14 protein-coding genes are annotated in these 23,884 nt (G+C 41.1%); 9 read left to right on the top strand and 5 right to left on the bottom strand.

Annotated elements, in window-relative coordinates:
• Positions 1–92: 92 nt before the first annotated feature.
• Entirely contained in the window at positions 93–1,358 is a 1,266-nt protein-coding gene (locus AB4160_RS18545) for a sugar MFS transporter (protein ID WP_372005933.1), read from the bottom strand.
• A gap of 130 nt (positions 1,359–1,488) precedes the next feature.
• Positions 1,489–3,117, bottom strand: a complete 1,629-nt coding sequence (locus AB4160_RS18540; protein ID WP_102437374.1) for an alpha-glucosidase — start codon at positions 3,115–3,117, stop codon at positions 1,489–1,491.
• 501 nt (positions 3,118–3,618) lie between these two features.
• On the opposite strand from AB4160_RS18540, the gene AB4160_RS18535 reads away from it, so the two are divergent.
• From AB4160_RS18535 to AB4160_RS18520, 4 genes are all read left to right on the top strand, one after another.
• Positions 3,619–6,357 carry a TonB-dependent receptor gene (locus AB4160_RS18535; RefSeq protein ID WP_372005930.1) on the top strand — a complete coding sequence of 913 codons (2,739 nt, stop codon included), beginning with the start codon at positions 3,619–3,621 and terminating at the stop codon, positions 6,355–6,357.
• 82 nt (positions 6,358–6,439) lie between these two features.
• Complete coding sequence (locus tag AB4160_RS18530) at positions 6,440–7,927, top strand: tryptophan halogenase family protein (RefSeq protein WP_102476640.1); 1,488 nt, start codon at positions 6,440–6,442, stop codon at positions 7,925–7,927.
• 19 nt (positions 7,928–7,946) lie between these two features.
• Complete coding sequence (locus AB4160_RS18525; RefSeq protein ID WP_372005926.1) at positions 7,947–9,845, top strand: glycoside hydrolase family 13 protein; 1,899 nt, start codon at positions 7,947–7,949, stop codon at positions 9,843–9,845.
• A gap of 76 nt (positions 9,846–9,921) precedes the next feature.
• Complete coding sequence (locus AB4160_RS18520; protein ID WP_372005923.1) at positions 9,922–11,898, top strand: alpha-amylase family glycosyl hydrolase; 1,977 nt, start codon at positions 9,922–9,924, stop codon at positions 11,896–11,898.
• Positions 11,899–12,041: 143 nt separating this feature from the next.
• On the opposite strand, the gene AB4160_RS18515 is transcribed toward AB4160_RS18520, so the two are convergent.
• Positions 12,042–12,674 carry a molecular chaperone gene (locus AB4160_RS18515; protein ID WP_102437364.1) on the bottom strand — a complete coding sequence of 211 codons (633 nt, stop codon included), beginning with the start codon at positions 12,672–12,674 and terminating at the stop codon, positions 12,042–12,044.
• Between the two features lie 187 nt (positions 12,675–12,861).
• Here AB4160_RS18515 and AB4160_RS18510 point away from each other — a divergent pair, with 187 nt between their 5' ends.
• Positions 12,862–13,305, top strand: coding sequence for a hypothetical protein (locus AB4160_RS18510; protein ID WP_102437362.1), 444 nt, complete (start codon positions 12,862–12,864; stop codon positions 13,303–13,305).
• A gap of 153 nt (positions 13,306–13,458) precedes the next feature.
• Here the strand turns inward: AB4160_RS18510 and AB4160_RS18505 are convergent, their stop codons facing one another.
• Together AB4160_RS18505 and AB4160_RS18500 are read right to left on the bottom strand one after the other, a co-directional pair.
• Complete coding sequence (locus AB4160_RS18505; protein ID WP_102437360.1) at positions 13,459–14,001, bottom strand: 4Fe-4S dicluster domain-containing protein; 543 nt, start codon at positions 13,999–14,001, stop codon at positions 13,459–13,461.
• A gap of 24 nt (positions 14,002–14,025) precedes the next feature.
• Positions 14,026–16,299 carry a molybdopterin-dependent oxidoreductase gene (locus AB4160_RS18500; protein WP_372005920.1) on the bottom strand — a complete coding sequence of 758 codons (2,274 nt, stop codon included), beginning with the start codon at positions 16,297–16,299 and terminating at the stop codon, positions 14,026–14,028.
• 475 nt (positions 16,300–16,774) lie between these two features.
• On the opposite strand from AB4160_RS18500, the gene AB4160_RS18495 reads away from it, so the two are divergent.
• The 4 genes from AB4160_RS18495 to AB4160_RS18480 all read left to right on the top strand — a co-directional run.
• A complete protein-coding gene (locus AB4160_RS18495; RefSeq protein WP_372005917.1) occupies positions 16,775–18,946 on the top strand; it encodes a glycoside hydrolase family 97 protein in 2,172 nt (723 codons plus the stop codon).
• Between the two features lie 496 nt (positions 18,947–19,442).
• The gene (locus tag AB4160_RS18490; protein WP_372005914.1) at positions 19,443–21,011 is read left to right on the top strand and encodes an MFS transporter; all 1,569 of its coding nucleotides are present in this window, start codon (positions 19,443–19,445) and stop codon (positions 21,009–21,011) included.
• Between the two features lie 63 nt (positions 21,012–21,074).
• On the top strand, positions 21,075–23,582 hold the full coding sequence (locus AB4160_RS18485) for a glycoside hydrolase family 15 protein (RefSeq protein ID WP_372005911.1): 2,508 nt from the start codon (positions 21,075–21,077) through the stop codon (positions 23,580–23,582).
• 174 nt (positions 23,583–23,756) lie between these two features.
• Positions 23,757–23,884: DUF805 domain-containing protein (locus AB4160_RS18480; RefSeq protein WP_372005954.1), on the top strand; the 128-nt coding region annotated here is incomplete at its 3' end.

The raw sequence follows: 23,884 nt of genomic DNA, 5'->3' as shown, positions 1-23,884 counted from the left end.
CCTTTTAAGCAAGTATTGATTCCTATTTATTGGCGGCGAAATAACAAAAAGGCAGCCGTTAGGCTGCCTGATATAAAGCGTCAGCTTAAAGGTTACATTTTAGAGCCTTTCGCGCCGTAAAATATGATAAATGCATAACACACTACAGGAAGAATAAACGCCGGTTGTATGCCCATGGTATCAGCCATTACCCCTTGTAATAATGGGATGATTGCTCCACCAACAATCGCTAAACATAAAAAGCCACTGCCTTGCGAAGTATGTGGGCCTAAGTCTCTTAAAGCCAAACTAAAAATAGTTGGGAACATAATGGAGTTAAATAAGCCAACCGCTAAAATTGCCCACATGGCCACTTCACCACTGGTATTAATAGCAACTAATACTAAGGTCGCAGCCATTAAACCATTAAAGGCTAACATGGTGCCTGCAGGTATTTTTTGCATAAGCGCTGAACCAATAAAACGACCAATCATCGCCCCGCCCCAGTAATAGGTAATGTATTTTGCTGCATCAGCTTCTTGCAGCCCTACAATGTGCTCTTCACCTAAAAAGTTAACCAAAAAGCTGCCAATTGATACTTCAGCGCCAACATAAACAAAAATGCCCACCGCGCCCAATACTAAGTGAATGCTTTGCAACGCGCTGGTTTTACCTTTGTAAGTAACCTTACCATCTGTTTCAACTGCGGTATGAGATTGGATAATAGGCAACTTTAATTGTGAAAAAATCACAGCTAAAACTGCTAACGTGGCAGATAAAAATAGATATGGCATTTTTACCACGTCAGCTTCAGCTTGTGCATGGCTTAACTCACCGACGGCACCCGTTGCGACTGACAGAATCAACACAGCGCCAAAGTATGGCGCCACCGTGGTGCCAAGCGCATTAAATGCTTGGGTTAAGTTTAAGCGGCTTGAGGCTGTGTCTTCAGAGCCTAGTGCATTTACATAAGGATTAGCGGCCACTTGTAAAATGGTGATACCTGAAGCCAAAACAAACAATGCCCCTAAGAATAACGCGTAAGTTTCCAATGCTGCAGCAGGGTAAAATAAGGCACAACCGATACTAGCAATAACTAAACCGGACACAATGCCTTTTTGATAACCAATCTTTTTAACCAGACTGCCAGCAGGTAATGACACTAAGAAATAAGCGCCAAAAAAACAAAACTGAATCAGCATGGCTTCAGTGTAACTTAATGAAAATACCGCCTTTAGATGAGGGATTAGTATGTCATTAAGACAGGTAATGAATCCCCACATAAAAAATAGTGAGGTTAACGATACTAGTGCGAAACGGTAACTACCGTCGCCAGTACTGCTAACTGTTGTTGAACCCGTTGGAATAGCTGAAGCCATAATATGAACTCTCTTGTTATCGTTGTTATCACCAATTACTAGCATGTCTACTGGCAACTGAATCTTGTTATTAAAAACCTACAACACATATAAAAACAGCAACCGATTAAGCTGCTGTTTTATCGTTACATTATTTAATTAATGCGAAGAAACTTCCAAATGCGTTTAATGTTAGTTTAGCATCAGCTTGCAAAGATGCAGACTCAAGACCGTGATCATCTTTAACTGCAACAATGTCATATGCAGAGGCATCAAATGTATTGGCACTATTATCTAAGTTAAATACTACCAGCATTTTTTGAGTTTCAAAGGTACGTACAAATACCAAAAGGTTAGAATCCACATCAATAAAGCTAATATCACCCATCACCAATGCAGGATATTGCTTACGCCATTTTAAAAAGCGGCGATAAGCATGTAGATTGGATTGTGTATCTGCTTCTTGAACATCTGCAGCCATAGCTTTATGTGCAGCAGGAATAGGTAACCAAGGTTTACTGCTGTCAGAAAAACCCGCTTGTTGATGATCTTTCGACCACGGTATTGGGGTTCTGCAGCCATCACGGCCTTTAAACATTGGCCAGAAGGTAATCCCAAATGGATCTTGCAGCTCACTGAACTCAATAGGCGCTTCCGTTAAGCCTAATTCTTCACCTTGATAACTGCATACGCTGCCTCGCAGCGAAAACAACATCGCATTGAGCATTTTAACCATGGCGGGATTAGTTTCACCTTTGCCCCAGCGGGTCGCAACGCGTTGCACATCATGATTACCTATAGCCCAGCACGGCCAACCGTCACCAATACTGGCTTCCAGTTCTTCAACTGTTTGGCGAATATAAGCCGCGCTAAAATCATTGGTTAATAGCTCAAAACTATAGGCCATATGCAAACGATCATCGCCTTGGGTATATTCAGCCATGGTCGCTAAAGAATCTTCTGCTGACACTTCGCCTAAAGTCACGGCGCCTGGGTATTGATTAATAAGTGCGCGCAGCTCTTCAATAAAGCCGACAGTTTGTGGACGGGTATTATTGTAATAATGATATTGGTAGGCATAAGGGTTATCTTCACTAAAGCCACGACCTTGGCGTTGATCTTTGGGTTTAGCTGGATTATCACGCAGATGCTCATCGTGATAGCAAAAAGTAATCGCATCTAAGCGGAAACCATCAACGCCTTTTTTAAGCCAAAAATCGACATTCTCAAGCACTGCAGCGCGAACTTCAGGGTTATGGAAATTTAAATCAGGCTGACTTTTTAGGAAGTTATGCAAGTAATATTGCTGACGACGCGGCTCCCACTCCCAAGCACAACCACCAAAAATAGCTAACCAGTTATTAGGCGCGGTGCCATCTTCTTTAGGGTCGGCCCAAACATACCAATCAGATTTGTCGTTATCACGACTTAATTTACTTTGTTTAAACCAGGCATGCTCGTCAGATGTATGACTTAATACCTGATCGATGACTATTTTGATATTGAGCTTATGTGCCTTTTCAATCAGTTCGTCAAAGTCTTCCATTGTGCCGAACATAGGATCAACATCGAGATAATCACTGATGTCGTAACCAAAATCTTTCATTGGCGACTTAAAAAAGGGCGATATCCAGATTGCATCAACATTCAAACTAGCAATGTAATCAAGTTTGGTAATTATTCCTTGTAGATCACCGACTCCGTCGCCATTTGAATCCATTAAGCTTCGTGGATATACCTGATATATCACTCCGCCGCGCCACCATGATAACTGACTCATTACTCGCCCTCTGTAATAAAAGCATTAACCATATAGCTACCTCACCCATGGTTAACCCTATGTTGCGACCTAGTAACTGGTCGTCATTATTATTTAATTGCCTCGAGGATACGTGAATAGTGAAATTAGGTTCAATAGAGCTGCATACGTATGCAAAGAATTAATACGAATTTTAAAAATACAAACCAAGCACTTAAATGCTAATATTCAATAACTTAACCAATACATAAACTATCTTTTGAATGTTAAAAAAAAGTAATAAAGTGGCCATTTAAAGTCTACAAAAGCTTTGAATACGTATGCATAACGTTGTCGATGAAAGAATGCTAGGAGTAGTATCTTTACTGTTCCGCAACAAAGTGGAAATAAACCTCAGCGCTTATGCAGTCATTTAAGCAAGCTGAAGTAAAAATACTATAAAGACTGTAATTATAAATAATAGAAATCTAGCAGCTCGACCTTATAAAAAGGGCTGCTGGCCATTCAGAAGGGGAAAGATGGATGTCGCTATTTAAACCAAGCTTACTAACGTTAGCAATGGTAGCTGCCAGTACAAGTATGTACGGTTACGCTGCTGAAGCAGAAGATGTTGCAACTGCTGATGAATCAATTGAAGTATTAAAAGTCACTGGTATTCGTCGTAGTTTAAAAGAATCACAATCATTAAAAATGTCTTCATCTTCAATCGTTGAAGCTATTTCTGCAGAAGATATCGGTAAATTACCTGATGTCAGTATCGCAGAATCACTTGCACGTCTACCAGGTGTTTCAGCTCAGCGCCTTGATGGCCGCGCAAACGTCATCTCAATCCGTGGCATGGGGCCGGATTTCACTACCGCGACACTTAATGGCCGCGAACAAGCGTCTGTTAACGATAACCGTGGTGTTGAATTTGACCAATACCCTTCTGAATTATTAAATCGTGTTGTGGTATACAAAACACCTGATGCAACCGTTATGGCTCAAGCTATTGGTGGCACGGTTGATATGCAAACAATCAGCCCGCTAACCCATGGTGAACAAACATTCGCTATTGGTTTACGTGGTGAAATGAATGACCTTGGTGCGTTAAATAGCGGTTCTGATGATACCGGTTACCGTGGCAGTATTTCTTATATTGACCAATTTGCTGATGACACTATTGGTATTGCATTAGGTTACGCACGCATGATGTCGCCTAACCAAGAAGAGCGCTGGCAAGCATGGGGTTACCCAGAAAATGCTGCCGGCGACAGTGTATTAGGTGGTGCAAAACCTTTCGTTCGTTCATCAGAACTTGAGCGTGATGGTGTTTTAGCTGTATTTGAATATGCGCCAAATGATTTCTACCAAACAAAAGTTGACCTTTACTACTCTAAGTTTACTGATGACCAACGTTTACGTGGTATTGAAATCCCAGCTGCTTGGGGTGCTAACGGTGGTATCGAAGCAACTAACATTGAAAATGGTCTTGTTACTGAAGGCGTCATTCGTGGCGCTGAAGTAGTAGTACGTAACGATGTCAACAAACGTGATGCTGAATCGCTATCAGTTGGCTGGAATAACAAATTTCAAATCAATGATAACTGGAATGTTGAAGCTGACATCGGTCTATCTAAAGCCGAACGTACTGATATTGGTATGGAAAGTTACAGTGGTACTGGCCGCGGCACCGGTGTTGGCGCTGTCGACGACTTAGGTTTTGCTTACAATGGTAATGGTAGCTATAACTTTACTCACGGTTTAGATTATTCAGATCCAAATGTCATCAAGCTAGGCGATCCACTTGGTTGGGGTAACCCATTAGGTGAAGGAACAAACACTCAAGATGGTTTTATCAACAAGCCAGAAATTGAAGATGAATTACAGTCTTTCCGTTTAGCCGCTGAATACATCTTTGATGACGGCGCGATTCGTAGCATCGAATTTGGTGTTAATTACACTGAGCGTGAAAAATCAAAATTAGATAAAGGCTACTTCCTAACCCTAAAAGGTTATGACGGCACCGATCCAAACTATGTTATGACGGTCCCTGATAAATACCTATTAAGATCAACTTCACTAGACTTTTTTGGTATGGGTGACGTATTAAGCTATGACTCTTTAGCTTTTTACAATGATGGCAACTACATTGAAACTGATGTTGCTGATGTTGATGCTAGCCGAGCAATAAACTCATGGGATGTTAACGAAGAAGTGACTACCGCTTTTGTTATGGCAACGATAGATACCGATGTTTACGATATTCCTTTTACGGGTAACTTTGGTATTCAAGCGGTTCAAACAGACCAGAGCTCTAACGGTACAGCATCTACTTTGGACGAAGAAGAAGGTAAACTTGTTACTAACGCCAACTACGACAGCGCATCTTATACTGAATGGTTACCTAGCTTTAATTTAGGTTTTGAAGTTGCAGAAGGCCAAATGTTGCGTGTATCTGCAGCTCGTACCTTAACCCGTGCTCGTATGGACCAAATGAATTCCAACATTGGCTATAGCTATGAAGAAAAACCAACAACGGGTGTGAATTGGACTGGTGAGGCGGGTAATACTCAACTTCGTCCTTGGTTAGCCCGTCAGTACGATATCAGTTACGAAAACTACTTTAGTGACCAAGGCTACTTTGCCTTGGCAGTATTCTATAAAGACTTAGAAAACTACACTTACAAGCAAACATCTTTTATCGACTTTACTGACATCGTGCCACCACAAAACCCAGACACAGACAACCCAATTGGTTCTTTTGAGCAATGGCAAAATGGTCAAGGCGGTTATGTTCAAGGTATTGAAGCGTCATTCTCTATGGACTTTGGTATGTGGGCTGATGCGCTAGAAGGCTTTGGTACGGTATTAAGTGGTTCTTACAACGACAGTGAAGTGAAAGAAACGGCTGATAGCGAGCCAACAACTTTACCTGGTCTTTCAGAGAAAACCTTCAATGCGACGGTTTACTATGAAAACTCAGGCTTTGAAGCACGTGTTAGCTCACGCTACCGTAGTGACTTCTTAGGTGAAGTAACCGCAATCAGCTTAACCCGTCAAAATGTTAATGTTAAAGCTGAAACCGTAGTAGATGCGCAAATTGGTTATGACTTCTCTGAAAGTGGTATTGATGCCCTATATGGTCTATCAGTGCTATTCCAAGTGAATAACTTAACTAACGAGCCATTCACGTCATACACGGGTGAAGATGCTCGTCATGTACGTGATTACCAAAATTACGGCCGTAACTTCATGCTAGGTGCGAACTACAAGTTCTAATCTTAGTGTAGAAATAAAGCCTCTGTAACCTGTTACAGGGGCTTTTTTACTTTAAAAACAATAAAAATATAAGGCGATTACCATGAATAATAACAAGATCAAAAACATTGTAATTGTTGGTGGCGGCACTTCCGGCTGGATGACTGCTGCCATGCTGGCAAGGTTATTCAAACACCAGCTTAATATCACTTTGGTTGAATCAGAAGATATCGGCACCATTGGTGTCGGTGAAGCGACTATTCCGCCACTGCAAATATTTAATAATGTTTTAGGCATTAAAGAGTCAGACTTTATTAAGCAAACCCAAGCCACTTTTAAGCTGGGCATTGAGTTTGAAAATTGGGGCAACCAGCAACAAAGCTACATGCATGCTTTTGGCAATATCGGTAAAGATATTGGCTTTACTCAGTTTCATCATTATTGGAAAAAATCTAACCCAACCGATGTCAATCAATTCTGGGATTACTCATTAAATTACCAAGCAGCTAAAAATAATAAATTCTCCATAATGGACCAGGTACAAGGTTCGCCCTTAGCAGGTATTACCCACGCTTATCACTTTGATGCCAGCCTCTACGCTAAGCTATTACGTAACTACAGTGAAAAGCTGTCAGTTAAGCGTATCGAAGGCTTAATCACCTCCACAACCCTTGCCAATGACGGCAGCATTGAATCCGTGTCATTAAAAGATGGCCAGATAATTAGCGCTGAATTTTTTATCGATTGCTCAGGCTTTGCTGCATTATTAATTGAAAAGCAATTAGATGTGGGTTATGAAAACTGGCAGCATTGGCTGCCCTGTGACAGTGCTTATGCCGTACCTTGTGAACGAACTGAAGCATTAACCCCCTATACTCGCTCTATCGCCCATGATGCAGGTTGGCAGTGGCGTATTCCTTTGCAACACCGTACTGGTAATGGCTTAGTTTATTGCAGTCAATATTTATCTGATGAGCAAGCCAAAGCGTTATTGCTTGAAAACCTCGATGGAAAACCGCTGGCAGAGCCCAGAAAAATCAATTTTAAAACCGGACGCCGTGAAAAGCAGTGGCATAAAAACTGTGTTGCCATTGGTTTATCAAGCGGCTTTTTAGAGCCACTTGAGTCCACCAGCTTACATTTAGTTCAATCAGCCATCATACGTCTGTCTAAGCTGTTCCCCCACAATGGCGTTCAGCAAGCTAATGTTGATGAGTTTAACCGCCAATCAAAACTTGAGTTTGAACAAATTCGTGACTTCATTATTTTGCACTATCACCTGAATCAAAAAGACTCACACCATGATTTATGGCAGCAATGCCGTGATATGGCGATACCTGACAGCCTTAAACAAAAAATTGAACTATTTAAAGCCACTGGCACTGTCAGTCGCTACCAAGATGAATTGTTTACAGAAGCTGCTTGGATACAGGTAATGCTCGGCCAAGGCATTATGCCTAATGACTATAACCCGTTAGCTAATAGTGTAAGTGATGCTGACTTACATGATTATCTGGGCAATATTAAGCAAATCATCAATAGGGCTGTTGCTGCTATGCCGTCTCATCAACAATTTATTGATAAATTGTAATTTCATCAAAGGTAAACTTATGACTATTAGAAAACTTGCTCCGCTAGCCTTGATGGTTAATGTATTAATGACTAGCGCTGCTGCTACTGCTGAAATCAATAATGTCACCGTTGAACCACAATCTTGGTGGGCTGATATGCAAAACAGTCAATTGCAGTTATTAGTCTATGGCGAAGGTATTAGCGCCTATGAGGTCAAACTTGTTGAATCTGCCAATGTGGCACTTAAAGCGGTTCATCAGTCAGCAAGTAACAATCATCTTTTTATCGATTTAGACTTAAAGGATGCAAAGCCGCAAACCATTAAAATAGGTTTGTTTGATAACAATCAGCTAGTTCAAACCCTTGAATACCCTATTCAGGCCCGAGCGGCAGATTCACGCCAGCGTGAAGGGTTTTCTAACAAAGATGTTATTTACCTCATCACTCCTGATCGTTTTGTAAATGGTAATCCTGACAACGATAATCACCCAGACATGTTAGAAACAGCCAATCGTGACGATAAAGATGGCCGACATGGTGGTGATATTCTCGGTATTCGTCAGTCACTACCCTACTTCAAAGATCTAGGTATCACACAGTTATGGATAAACCCGCTGCTTGAAAATAACCAAGCCCAGTATTCATACCATGGTTACTCCACCACTAATTTTTATAAAATTGACCCACGTTTTGGTAGCAACGAAGAATACAAATCCTTAGTAGAAGAAGCGAAGCAGTTTGGTATTGGTATTATTAAAGATGTGATTGTTAACCATATGGGTTCGGGGCATCGCTGGATGGCTGATTTTCCAACTTCAACTTGGATAAATGGCCAACAAAAATGGCAACAAAACCCTCAAGACATCATGTATACCAGCCATCGCAGAACCACAGTTCAAGATCCATACGCTATGCCATCTGATACTGCAGAATTCGAAAATGGCTGGTTTACTGACACCATGCCTGACATGAATCAAAATGATGAATTTATGGCAAATTACCTTATTCAAAACAGTATTTGGTGGGTAGAATATGCCGGGCTTAGCGGTATTCGCGAAGACACCTACTCTTATGCTGATAAAGGCTTTTTAACCACCTGGTCAAAAGCCATAATGGATGAATATCCCAACTTTAATATTGTTGGTGAGGAATGGAGCGATAACCCCATTACAGTAAGCTACTGGCAAGCGGGTAAACACAATGCTGATGGTTATGTCTCACATACCCCGAGCATGATGGACTTTCCACTTTATGAAGTGCTCATTAAAAGCTTAACTGACGAAGAAAGTTGGGGTAGCGGGCTTATTAATCTATATGAAATGCTCGCCAATGATGTGGTTTATGCTAAGCCCACTGATTTAGTATTATTTGAAGGCAACCATGACACTAACCGTTTATACAGTCTGATGAACAATGATCTAGCCCTGTATAAAATGGCTATGGCCTATGTGTTAACCAGTAACCGCATTCCGCAAATTTTCTACGGTACCGAAGTTTTGATGCAAAGTCCGACAAAAGATCGTAATGACGGTTTAGTTCGCAGTGACTTACCCGGCGGGTTTGCTGAAGATAAACTCAGTGTATTCAAGCCATCGTCTTTGTCCGCCCAACAACAAGATGCGCTTGCCTTTAATCGCGCGCTTTTAAACTATCGTAAAAACTCATTAGCGATACAACAAGGCAGCCTTAAACACTTTGCTCCTAAAGAGGGTGTTTACCTGCAAGCCCGTGAATATAATCAAGCAGGCAACAAAGAGAGTTTATTGATTATTTACAATAAAAATCAGCAAGAATACCAGCTTGATTTAAGCCGTTTCGCACCAGTAATTAAACAACATACTGTGGCTAAAGATATCATCACACAACAAACGTATTCATTAACTAAGCCGCTCACATTAAAAGAAAAAGGTGTCATTATTCTTAAGTTAATCAAATAACGGTTAAACTCTAGATCATAACTAAAGCTTGTTAATCTCCTTTAGTTAAATAATATAAATCTGCCACGAGAAGCATATGTATTTACAAAAATTCAGCGTAAGTTTACCGATAAAATTAGGCCTGGTATTAACGGGAGTCAGTATGGTTATTGCTGGTTGCGCCACAGATAAAGCCAGTATCAATGAGACGGTTAAACAGAGCGGTACTGAGCAGCTAAGTGCTGCTGCACAACCTTTAACCGGTAAGCCTGTTGTCTACCAAGTTTTTACCCGCCTTTATGGTAATACTAATACCAGCAATAAACCTTGGGGCACTATACAAGACAACGGTGTCGGCAAGTTTAGTGACTTTACCGATATTGCCCTGCAAGACATTAAGTCATTAGGGACAACCCATGTCTGGTATACCGGCGTACCCCATCACGCATTGATCAATGATTACACTGACATTGGGATCAGTAATGACGACCCAGATGTGGTAAAGGGCCGCGCTGGCTCACCTTATGCGGTAAAAGATTACTATAACGTTAACCCTGACTTAGCTAATGACCCGGCTAACAGATTAGCTGAATTTGAAGCGCTTATATCACGTACCCATCAAAACGGCATGCAGGTGATTATCGATATCGTGCCTAACCATGTGGCTCGCCAATATCAATCTGCCCCACAAAATTCGCCGCTTCCAGCTAATCGCAACTTTGGTGAGCAAGACAATACCGCTGTTGAATACGATAAAAACAATAACTTCTATTATATTGTCGGTGAGAGTTTCTCTGTTCCCGATGCCAAAGATAACTATCAGCCCTTAGGCGGTGAGTCTCATCCCCTCGCTGACGGTCAGTTGATTGAAACACCAGCTAAATGGACCGGTAATGGCTCACGTTTAGCCAAGCCAGACGCCAATGATTGGTATGAAACCGTTAAGGTTAACTATGGCGTTAAGCCTGATGGCAGCTACGACTTCCCTACTCTGCCAAGTGAATATGCCCAGATGTCTTCTGCGCAGCATTACCAATTTTGGCAGACTCAACCACTGAGCGATATCCCTGATTCTTGGGTTAAATTTAAACACATCACCGAATTCTGGCTAGCAAAAGGCGTTGATGGCTTCAGGTACGATATGGCCGAAATGGTGCCAGTTGAATTTTGGAGTTATCTCAACAGTAATATCAAACACCTAAACCCCAATGCTTTTTTACTTGCTGAAGTGTATAACCCAAGTCTTTACCGTGATTATATTCATTTAGGAAAGATGGATTATCTGTACGATAAAGTCGATTTATACGACACATTAAAAGACATTATCCATGGTAAAAAGTCGACGGCTGAGATTGCAGCCGATCAAGCAAAAATTGCAGATATTGAGCAGCACATGCTCAACTTTTTAGAAAATCATGATGAGCAGCGAATTAATACTGGCGACTTTGCTGGCAGCGCCGAAGCCGCCTTGCCTGCGATGGTGGTGTCTACCACCATAAGTCGCTCACCGACCTTGCTTTATTTCGGTCAAGATGTCGGTGAAAAAGCCGAGCAAGATGCCGGTTTTGGCCAAGCCAGCCGTACCAGTATTTTTGATTACGTTGGAGTACCGGCCCATCAACGTTGGATGAATAACGGCAAATTTGATGGCGGTCAATCAACGGATGCTGAAAAAGCCCTTCGCGGTTATTATCAAACCTTGGTTAACTTAAGTCACACGGCGCCAGCCCTGCAAGGCGAGTACTTTGAGCTTGATACTTTTAACCGTGCTGTTAGCCAAAAAACCAATCAACAAGGCTATAACGATAATACCTTTGCCTTTAGCCGTTATAACGACGAGCAGTTTATGCTGGTAGTCACTAATTTTAGCGACAGCCAAGCTGCGAGTATCAACTTACACCTACCTCGAGCATTAATCACCAAAGCCCAAATCAAGGATGGTAGCTATCAAATAGAAAACTTGCTCACCATTGGTGCTAACGAAATACATCCTATGAATGTGGTAAAGCAACAAGCCAGCATAGCGATTAATCTGCAACCACTAGAATCTCAAGTGTTAGTTATTACCTGGTAATAAGTATTACTAATTCGTGCTGCTAATTCGTGCTAGCAAGATTTAAACCTGCCTAAGCGCCTTTAAACCTGCAATAATTAACCTTATTGCAGGTTTTTCATAACGCCTACGACTCTTGTTGTTGCTACCACAGTCAGTTCAGCTTACTTGTACAATGTGACGGGCTTTAGCTCAAGCTCCTTGCTAAGTGTTAGCTCAGTTAACAATAGCTGGCATAACTGGGCTGAAACACCATAAAAGTGACTTGTACTATGCTCAATCACCAAGCTTAAAAAGCGGTCACTCCAGCTAAGCAAGTGTTGTTCTAATAGTTCTTTCACTCTTTGTTGACCGTCTTGCAAGTCAAGTTCTAAGCAATACACCAGTGCAACTAGCATCAAACCAAAATGATCCATTGGTTGATGTTGTGGTAAGTTAAAGTTCAAGTGGTTTTTTTTACAGAAATCCATAAATAACAGGGTTGACTGGTCAAACAAACGATTATTATTGCTTAAATAAACTGATCCCCATGGATAAGCAAGTTTACCTTTTGGCCTGATAAATAAGGCATTGTAATCCTGTTTAATGTCATCCAGCACCAAAGTTTGGCTCAATTGTTTTAAGGTATCTAATTTTTCCCTAAAGTGATTATCTATATTGTTTTCTTTTGTTATAAATAAGGGTAACTCTAGTATTGAAATAGTTTCCTTTAATTCATCACTTGGTTTTTGATAAAATACTTCAGCTAGAAAATTAAACATTCCTGCCATATTTTTAACGTATTCATCGTTATTCATGTTTAAATTCCATTTGTTTAAATTATTTAATTACCATTATTTTATTTCAGGTTATTATAAATATCTGTGATAGGTTCCTATTTATCTAAACAATTATTATGACATTTTAATAAAAGTGACTTAGGTAAATATTCGGTCTATGAATATTGTGTAAGATAGATGTGTTACAGCTTATATAGGCAAAGTTATGTTACTGATGAATTTTAAAGAAAGATGGCGTGCTGCAGAACTCAGTAGTGCTATTGAGGTAAGCCTTAAGCCACACTCAGTATGGGTCGGTTCTTCATACCCAAGGAGCTCACTAGAAACCATTTGCAGAAAGATTTCTCTAATGGTTATTAATGACTTTAGACGCGTAGACAATCTACCTAAGCGTTTGAGTGAACAGGAGTTAATGTCTACATTTTTCAATAGTTTCAGTATTTTGATCAACAATAGTCTTAATGGTGAAATATTAACGAAAGATGATTACATCATCATCGCGCTAGCCAGAGAGTTTTCAGCATTGGTAGATCAATCACATCAACAAGACCTCATTAATCATGCAGTATCAGTTATTCAATTATCCAATAACTGGGATAAACACATTATAAAATCAAATCAACGCGCCAATATTAGATTTACCGTTTAGCCACTGCTTTATTAAATATAACTTAAATTTACCTATTATTTCATTAATAGCACTTTTTATTATTATTATTACACCGCCAAATACATTTATAAAATTTATTATTTAAATAAAAATGCCAACCCTAGGGTTGGCATTTAAAGTAAGCCTTAAGTATTAGACTCTTAATTTAATAAATACTGTTGTCGGACCTGTGCCTAAATCTTCATAGCCATCACCATTTAAACTTGCCCCTGGCAAATTTAATGCTTCTGATTGATCCATCACATCTAACACTTGCACTGGGCAGCCGGTAACACAAAATGGTTTATCACCGACATCGAGTCTGTCTTTACACATGTCGCATTTCGATAAAATACCACGCTTAGCGTCAAGTTTTGGCGCATCATAAGGACACACCATACGACATGCTCCGCAACCGACACATAGCGTTTCGTCAATATGGACAATGCCATCATCGCGTTTAACCATTGCGCCAACAGGACACTTTTCAACACAAATAGGTTCTTCACAGTGATGACAAGATTGCGATAAAAATACCGCAACTTGCTTACCTAAATGATTGGTTTTTTCACCTTGAGAGATATCTCTTACGGTGACAAATTCATTCGCTTGTCGGCCAGCCTGACATGCCACAGTACAAGCTTCACAGCCAACACAGTTTTCTTGGCGAAATACAAAAACTTTTTGTTCAGTCATTAGAAAGTTCCTTAATGATTATAATTACGCCAGTGCAATATCGACACGGGTTGAGTGGAAGGTAGAACAGTTGTTCATATCAGTTAAATCACAGTTTGCCAGCTGGTTAACCGCGGTATTACTTCCGTTATCATTAAGTTTTTTCCAGGCATTTTTCCAAACAAACAATGTGCCCACAGGTGTCATTGGTTCAACCCTTGCTACATATTGAATTTGTACACTCGGGTTACCATAGCGACTTGCAGTTAACGTCACTTGATCGCCTTCATTAATCCCTTTGCTGCCAGCATCTAAAGGATGAATATAAACAGTATGTTGAGGTAATGTCCCAGCAATATATTTAACATTGGCCCATTGAGAATTACTTAATTTAGGGTGCGCTGGTGATATTAATCTGAACTCACGCGCTTTTTCAGCATCGGTCATCCCTTTATTATCAGCAGCATCGCTTTCAGGGGTGCCGGTATCAATTACTGGATTGAATTTTTCAGGGTCAAAGTACTTGCCGCTGGTGTCTTTAAATTCAATCTTGCCGCTTGGCGTTGGGAAGTCGTAATCTTTACGGAATGGATACGGTACAATTGGGCTATCCCACTTTTGCTCTAATAGCGCATCGTAACTAATATTACCTTTCCAAGTGTTACGTAAAATTTCATCAATCGACTCATTGAACTCTGCATCTTCAAAACCCATTGCTTTAGCAAGTTCATTAAAGATGACTGTGTCAGGTTTGGATTCATAGAGTGGCATAATGGCTTGCGCACTATGCTTAGAGTAATAACAATGATAACTATCAATGAGATTTGATTGCTCCATAAAACTAGACGTCGGTAGCAAGTAATCAACATAATCCATGGTATCGGTTTGGAATAAATCAATACCCACTAAGAACAAATCGTCACGCATCAAGCCTTTTTCAATTAGCTCAGTGTTAGGAGCAATTGCCATTGGGTTACTTGAATATACAATCATTGCTTTAATTGGATCGCACGGCTCACCAAAAGCAAGCGGACCAATTTGACCGTCTTCATGTTGATAATCTTCAGGTAGTAACGACCTGCCAATCTCATTCATATTGACCGTGTCTCTTACTGCATCTTCAGGTGTTAGATGCGGCGCATTACAATAAGCCCAATCAAACATCCCACCAGCTTGAGTATTAAGATACACAACACCTGCACCCACTTTGCCGATATTACCGGTTAACGCTGCAAGCGTTGGAATGGCTTTAACCATTCGGCCACCATTCAAGGTACGTTGTAAACCATAACCAATGCGGATCATGGCACATTCAGCTCCAGCATAAGCTCTAGCAAAGGCTTGATATTCGCTTCTCAAAACACCCGTTTCTTGCTCGATTTGTTCGTGGGTAAACTCTTCCAGACGGGCAACTAGCGCATCATAATCTTGGGTATGGGCTTCAATAAAGTTTGTATCATGCAAACCTTCTTCAATCAGCACTTTACTAATACCCACAACTAACGTGGCATCGGTACCTGGTGTCGGCTGCAACCAAATATCAGCTTGCGACGCTAAAGGTGTTCTAGCCGGGTTAACCACTAAAATTTTAGCGCCTTTATCACGGGCTTCATTGATAAATTTAAGATGGTGGATATTGGTGGCTTGCTCATTGGTACCCCAAGAAACAAAACATTTGGTATTCACATAATCTTCTGGGCTTGGGCCTGAAAATTCACCCAATATAGAGCTCATTCCTGAATAACCGGCACTGGCACAAATATTACGTTGCAAGTTACGACTGCCGATACGGTTAAAGAATCGGTTCGGACCCGAGCCTGCGCTGATACCGCTATAGCCAGAATAAGAGTAAGGAATGATTGAATTACCACCATGGGTGTTAATAATCTCGTTTAAGCGGCCTGCAATGGCGCTATATGCCTCATCCCATGAAATAGGTTCAAAGCTTGCACCTGGACCACGTGGCCCTACGCGTTTCATTGGTTGTTGAATACGGTCTGGGCTATACACAGACTGTAAATAGGCATGGCCTTTAACACATGGGGTTCCCGCTGTTACAGGGTGTGTTTTATCGCCTGTGATTGATATTGCCACATCATCTTTTGTGGTTACCATCAAACTACATCTATCACCGCAATTACGTGGACACGTTGTGTGATAAACACCATCAGGAATACTTGCTTCAGGTGGTATTTCAATGGGTGGATCAATTACTGGAGGCTCTTCAATATTCTTATCATCACTAGAACACCCCATAATGCTGGCAGAAAATGCAAATGCACTACTCCCCTTAAGAAAACTACGTCTATTCATTGCCATGGTATTTCCCTTATTATCATTTCAATAAAACCATAACAAACGCAGTGCTAAGCAAGAACAAACATTGTTAATAAAACACTTATTACTCAAACAATTAGTAAAATACTGACCTTCATCGCAATTGCAGACATCACAAATAACTATTGCGCATAACGACTAAATTGTTGCATATCAAACCAAGCCGCCTATTTATAAAACATCTAGATAACAGATGTATTTCAAATTGATTTTTTAGCGGGCGATATAGCATGTCTTTAGCGATACAAATATAAAAACCTCGATTAAATATCCGTTTTCTAGATATTGGCCAGTATCGGATAAAAAACAAACGCATTCTAAAAAATGCAATCAACGCATTTAAAATATTTGCCTTAAATAACGCCTCAATATTGAATACGTATGCAACAAATTGCAGCACTTGGTTTAACCGCTCTAGTATGTGAAAGGAAAATTCGAATAATAATATGGAGTCACCATGCTCGAGGTATCATCAAAATTAGTTGATTTACCGTCTATTACGGCATCAACAGCTGCTACCACACCTGTAACTGAAACTAAAACTAAAACTAAAACTAAAACTAAAACAAAATATCAGTCGGTTTTTAATCTCAGCGCACTTTCCATATTCATTAGCTGTGTCCTGTCAGGAATAACGCCAGGAGTTCAGGCAAAAACGGTGACAATCAGCTCTCCCAGTAACAATATTACCGTCAGCTTATCTGATCATGCTGATAGACCGGAATATAGCGTCACCTTTAACGGCGAACAGGTAGTAAACGCATCTCGAATGGGTTTGGTTTTTGAGTCTTTGGGAGAATTTGGCAGTGGTTTTAAGATCAGTAAAACTGCCACTGACAGCAATCAATCGCGCTGGCAACAACCTTGGGGCGAACGTGAATGGATTGAAGATCATCACAACAAACTTACCACCAGCTTTAGTAACGGCAATTACAATTTTATCGTAGAATTTAAAGTATTTGATGATGGTTTAGGCTTTAGATATCAAGTGCCAACACAAAAAGGCCTTGCCTCAAAATCCGCCTTAAACATTACCAATGAACTAACTGAGTTTTCAATTCCTGATGCCCATAATGCGACTGCTTGGTGGATACCGGGGCGCGGCTGGAATCGATACGAATACTTATATAACACCACCACGGTAAACAAAGTCGACCGTGCTCATACCCCCTTCACTTATAAACTCGCTTCAGACACTCATTTAAGTATTCACGAAGCGGCGCTAACAGATTATGCCGCTATGGTATTAGATCAACGCCGTGATGGCACCTTAAAAGCCGACTTAACCCCATGGTCTGATGGCATCTTAGTCAAAACTAAACCTGGATTTACTACCCCATGGCGAACCATTCAAATTGCCGAAAAAGCCACTGGTTTACTCAATTCAGATTTAATCCTTAACTTAAACGAACCTAACAAGCTCGGTGATGTGTCGTGGGTTGAACCAGGTAAGTATGTTGGGATTTGGTGGGGAATGCATCTTAATGAAAATACTTGGGGTTCAGGTGATAAACATGGCGCAACGACCAGCGAAACTAAACGTTACATGGACTTTGCTGCTAAGTACGGCTTTGACGGCGTATTAGTTGAAGGCTGGAATGTCGGCTGGGATGGCAGTTGGTTCCATAATGGCGATGTGTTTAGCTTTACCAAGCCATATGATGATTTTGATATTGATGCTGTCAGTGAATATGGCGCTAAACAAAACGTGCGCTTAATTGGTCACCATGAAACCTCAGGTTCTGTAACGAATTACCGTAATCAAATGAGTGATGCTTATGATTTATATAAAAAGCACGGCGTAACTCAAATCAAAACGGGTTATGTGGCAGATGGGGGTGACATCAAGCGTGTTGATGAAAACGGTATTACCCGCCATGAATGGCATGATGGCCAGTTTATGGTGAATGAATACCTGCACAGTATTACCGAAGCCGCAAAGCGTGGCATTAGTATTAATACTCACGAACCCGTTAAAGATACTGGTCTGCGCCGCACCTATCCAAACTGGATTGCCCGAGAAGGCGCCCGCGGCCAAGAATTTAACGCTTGGGGAACTCCGCCCAATAACCCAGAACATACAGCGATTTTACCTTTTACTCGTATGCTGTCAGGGCCAATGGATTTCACTCCAGGGATATTTAATCTCGCACCAGAAGGCTTAGATGCGGTTAATCGGGTGCAAACAACATTAACTAAGCAACTCGCTTTGTATGTAGTGCTTTATAGTCCAATTCAAATGGCGGCGGATTTACCACGTAATTATGTTGAACGCCTTGACGCCTTTCAGTTTATTCAAGACGTTCCCACTGATTGGAGTGAGAGTATTGCGGTTGCTGGTGAAGTCGGTGATTTTGTTGCCTTTGCGCGTAAAGACCGTCACTCTGATGATTGGTATCTTGGCGCACTCACTGATGAACAAGCCCGCAGTTTTGATGTTGTATTATCATTTTTAGATAATAACCAACAATATGAAGCACAAATATATCGTGATGGCGATAAAGCGAACTGGGAAACCAACCCATATGATTACGTCATTGAAACGACAAAAGTGACTTCGAAAGACAATCTGTCACTGGTATTAGCAAAAAGTGGTGGTACTGCGATTCGTTTTAAAGCCTTAAATTAAAGCCTTTTAAAGCGCTTTAAAGACAAAACACAACAATTTTACCCCAATAAAACCTGATGTATTGCAATGTTCACTTTTTGTGTTCATTGCCATCAGGTTTTTGTTCATTTACATTGACCTACCAAATATCGGTTAATGCGCTATTTACCCCCTTCCTGTTACAAATATGATCAGCTTTCGTTGTGCATAAATGATGAATACGTATGTAATTGGTTGTGCCTAAATCCGACACAAGGCTAATATGAAACCTGCTAAATTTCTCCTCTGCTTGTGTGGATGAAATGGGCTAGGTCGTTACTGGCGCATCACCTTCATCGGATTGTGTCAGGTTTTAAGTGCCTTTTTTTACTTCAGCCTTTTTGAAGTGCAAACCAGGTCTTTGGCGAATACCCGTCTTAGGGAGATGTGTATTCGCCATTTTTTTACCTAATACATTAGCAAACGTGATAATAAGAGTTCAGCCATGAAGTTGAACGACCTATAAAAAGGAAGATACATGTCTACCGATACGATTAGTCAAACATCGACAAATACTCAGCAGCGTCAGCAGCCAGAACTCAACTTTTGGCAAATCTTTAATATGTGCTTTGGTTTTTTGGGGATCCAATTCGGTTTTGCACTGCAAAATGCCAATGTCAGCCGTATTTTCCAAACGCTAGGTGCTGAAATTGACGAAATTCCTATTCTTTGGATAGCTGCTCCGCTGACTGGACTCATAGTCCAACCAATTATCGGTTATTTAAGTGACAACACCTGGAACGGGCTTGGCCGTCGTCGCCCGTATTTTTTAATTGGCGCAATTTGTACCACGCTGGCGTTATTTGTCATGCCCCACTCTCCTACTCTGTGGATTGCTGCCGGTATGTTGTGGATTATGGATGCATCAATCAACATCGCTATGGAGCCATTTCGTGCTTTTGTCGGCGATAACTTACCTAAGAGTCAACGCACTCAAGGCTATGCGATGCAAAGCTTCTTCATCGGCATTGGCGCGGTTGTTGCCTCTGCACTGCCTTATATTCTTACCAATTACTTTGATGTTGCAAACACAGCACCTGCTGGGGAGATTGCCGACTCAGTTCGTTATGCCTTCTACTTTGGTGGCGCAGTATTATTCTTAGCTGTCGGCTGGACGATTGTTAGCTCTAAAGAATATGCGCCAGAAGAAATCAGTGCCTTCCATGCACATGAACAAACCGCTAAGCAAGAAGACCGTATTGATGAAACTCGCAGCCGCACCGCTACGCAATATAAAACAGCAGCACTGGTTTGGATGACTATTGGTGCGATATTTACTGGGTTAGTTTATGGACTCGGTTGGGACAAACAGTTATTTATTCTTAGTATTGGCATCTTTGCTTTTGGCCCATTACAGCTTTATTGCGCTAAGGTACTTGCTGGGGTCAAGGGTAAAAAACGTGACTCTTTAGGTATGGTATTTAACGTCGTTGATGACTTATTTCATATGCCTAAAGCCATGCATCAACTGGCTATAGTACAATTTTTCTCATGGTTTGCACTCTTCGCCATGTGGATTTATACCACCTCAGCGGTGACCTCTTATCATTACGGCAGCTCTGATGTTGTTTCACAAGCTTATAACGACGGCGCTGACTGGGTCGGGATGTTATTCGCTTCATACAATGGCTTTGCCGCCCTTGCTGCTGTGATGATTCCTTTTTTAGCTAAAGCCGTAGGGATTAAATTTACTCACACCATCAACTTAACACTCGGTGGACTAGGGCTGATTAGCTTTTACTTTATTAAAGACCCACAAATGTTATGGATCCCAATGATTGGTGTCGGCATCGCTTGGGCCTCTATCTTATCCGTACCTTATGCCATGCTATCAGGCATATTACCGCCTAAAAAGATGGGTGTATTTATGGGTATTTTTAACTTCTTTATTGTTATTCCACAGTTACTTGCAGCAAGTGTTTTAGGTGTTATTTTAAATGGCTTATTCGATGGTGAACCCATTTTTGCGCTAATCACTGGTGGGGTATTTATGATTATTGCCGGTATTGCGGTGTTATTTGTCGATCAACCCAGCTCACAAGCTTAAACAGAAAATCAAAAACTCATTAAGTTATAAAAATTATTTAAAAATATTTGGGGAACGTTATTCATGAACGCAATGTTAAATATTAATAACTCACAAACAATTTGTTTTAAAAAGTCATTTGTCGCTAAGGCGATCAATACTGCTGTTGTAACGGGTTCATTACTGGCATTATCAGCCTGCTCTGACGCTGAAGTAGCACCAGAACAAACCATTGAAACAGCGGCTGAGATCACCACCATTAAGCAAGTCGCCCCCGGCGCTCCGGGTATCGATCCAACCTGGGCATTTTCTGGTAAGACTGGTATTGGCACCTCTTATGAGCCTTATGTAAACGGTCAATACCAAAGCACAGCAGACAACCCAGTCAGCAAAGTCTGGTTTTCCATAGCCCAAGGTGTGCTAACAGAAACCATGTATGGCTTGATCCACAATGCGCAGTTAAAAGAAATGCAGTTCATCATTACTGGTGATGGCTTTGTTGATACTGAAAAACAAGACACCATCAGTAGCATCGAATATTTACATCAAGATGAACAAGGCCGCCCATTATCATTAGCCTATAAAGTGATCAATAAAGCTAAAAATGGTCAGTACCAAATTGAAAAGCATATCTTTACCGATCCAAACCGTGACAGCATGATGATGAAAGTTATCTTTACCGCTTTTGCTGATGGTATTACCCCACACTTATATGCCAATCCACATGTAGATAATAGTGGCGCCAATGATATCGCCAGTATTGAAAATGGCGCGTTAGTGGCATACACCAATAATGCTGACTCATCAGTAATGACCATCAAATCTGATGTAGAATTTACTCAAGCCAGTACCGGTTTTGTCGGAAAATCTGATGGATTAGTTGATCTTAAAGACAACGGTCAGCTCAATAACCTCTATAACACCACCAGCAGTGATAACAGTGTTATTGGCAATGTTGCGCTTACTGCTCAATATCCAACCTTAAGCAAATCAGCAGATAACAATACCCTAGAAATGAATATTGCTATCGGCTTTGGTCATGATAAGCAAAGCAGTTTAGCCAATGTCGATGCCACATTGACTAGCGGCTATGACAAGGTATTAAGTGCTTATCTTGGCGATGACAAACATGTCGGCTGGAAAGACTATTTAAGTTCGTTACCGGTATTAAACGACATGAGTGTTAATACCACTGATAACGGTCAATTGCTGTATACCAGTGCTCTTGTGTTAAAAGCTCAAGAAGATAAAACCCACGCAGGCGCATTAATCGCTTCACTGTCTAACCCTTGGGGTGACAGTGTTTCTGCAAAGGTGGGTAGCACCGGTTATAAAGCGGTTTGGCCACGTGATTTTTATCAGTGCGCCATGGCATTTTTAGCCATGGGTGACACACAAACCCCAAAAGTTGCTTTTGAGTATTTAAAGAAAGTACAAGTCAGCCAACAAACACCTGAATATGTCGGCACTCCAGGGTGGTTCTTACAAAAAACCCATGTTGATGGTGAAATTGAATGGGTTGGTGTTCAGCTTGATCAAACAGCAATGCCAATAATGCTCGGTTGGAAATTATGGCAAGCGGGCGTATTAACTGATGCTGAAATCAGTCAATGGTATACCGACATGCTTAAACCTGCGGCAGAGTTCTTAGTTACTGGCGGCAATGTAAAACTAGATTGGAATGACACCAGTATTACGCCTCCTAGCACCCAACAAGAACGCTGGGAAGAACAAGCGGGCTTCTCACCTTCTACCACTGCTGCGGTTATTGCTGGGCTGGTAGCCGCCAGTGATTTAGCTAAGCTGGCCAAAGATGAAGATGCTGATAAATACCTACAACTGGCGCGTAAGCTAGAAGCCAGTCTTGAATCAACAATGGTGACGACAACGGGTGAGCTTACTCAGGACAATAAACCTTATTATGTTCGAATCAGCCCAAATGGTAACCCAAACAATGCCGACAAGTTATTAGATAACAATGGCAAACCGGGTCTTGATCAAAGAGTCATTCTTGATGGCGGTTTCTTAGAGCTAGTACGTTACGGCGTGAAAGTCGCTAATGACAGTGTGATTCAAAACAGCGTTATGCTAATTGATAACACAAGCCTTGAGCACAACCTAAGAGTTAAGTACGAATTTAAAGCCAAAGATGGCAGTTTAATTCCTGGCTTTAGACGCTATGGTAACGATGGTTATGGCGAAGATATCACTAGCGGTTTAAGTTATGCTGAAAAAGGGAATACTGAAGACCAACGTGGCCGCGTATGGCCTTTCTTTACCGGTGAGCGTGGTCATTATGAACTGGCGTTAGCTAAAGCCAATGACACTCTGACAACTGAAAGCCATCAAGCGCTTATAAACACCTATGTTCAAGGCATGGAAACCTTTGCCAATGAAGGCATGATGTTACCAGAACAAGCTTGGGACGGTGTGGGTAACCCGACGCGTTATAACTACGCGATGGGCGATGGCACCAACTCAGCGACACCACTTGCATGGACACACGCAGAATACGTGAAACTGGTTCGCTCTATGACAGATAAAGCCGTATGGGACTATTACCCTATCGTGGCTGACAAACTGGCTAAATAACCGCAAAGGTTTACATACATTCAAAAGCCGCAAATAAAATTTGCGGCTTTTTTATGCACTTAGGCCAAAAAAACGTGCTTAATTGTTGGTATGTCTGACTAAAGTAGTTAATACTATTCTCGCAACAAATTGTTGCAAACCAAACAATAAACAAACAAGGTTAAGGAACAACCCATGGATTGGTATATTAAGGTTTTAAAACAATATTTTGATTTTTCAGGACGAGCAAGACGCAAAGAGTATTGGATGTTTGGTCTAATTAATTTAATTTTCTGCATCGTGGAGACTGTAACTTATTTTGT

The organism is Shewanella sp. 10N.286.51.B8 (assembly GCF_041469325.1).
Taxonomy (GTDB): domain Bacteria; phylum Pseudomonadota; class Gammaproteobacteria; order Enterobacterales; family Shewanellaceae; genus Shewanella.
The sequence above is the reverse complement of the archived record's forward strand: the minus strand, read 5'-3'. Positions and strand labels throughout refer to the sequence as shown.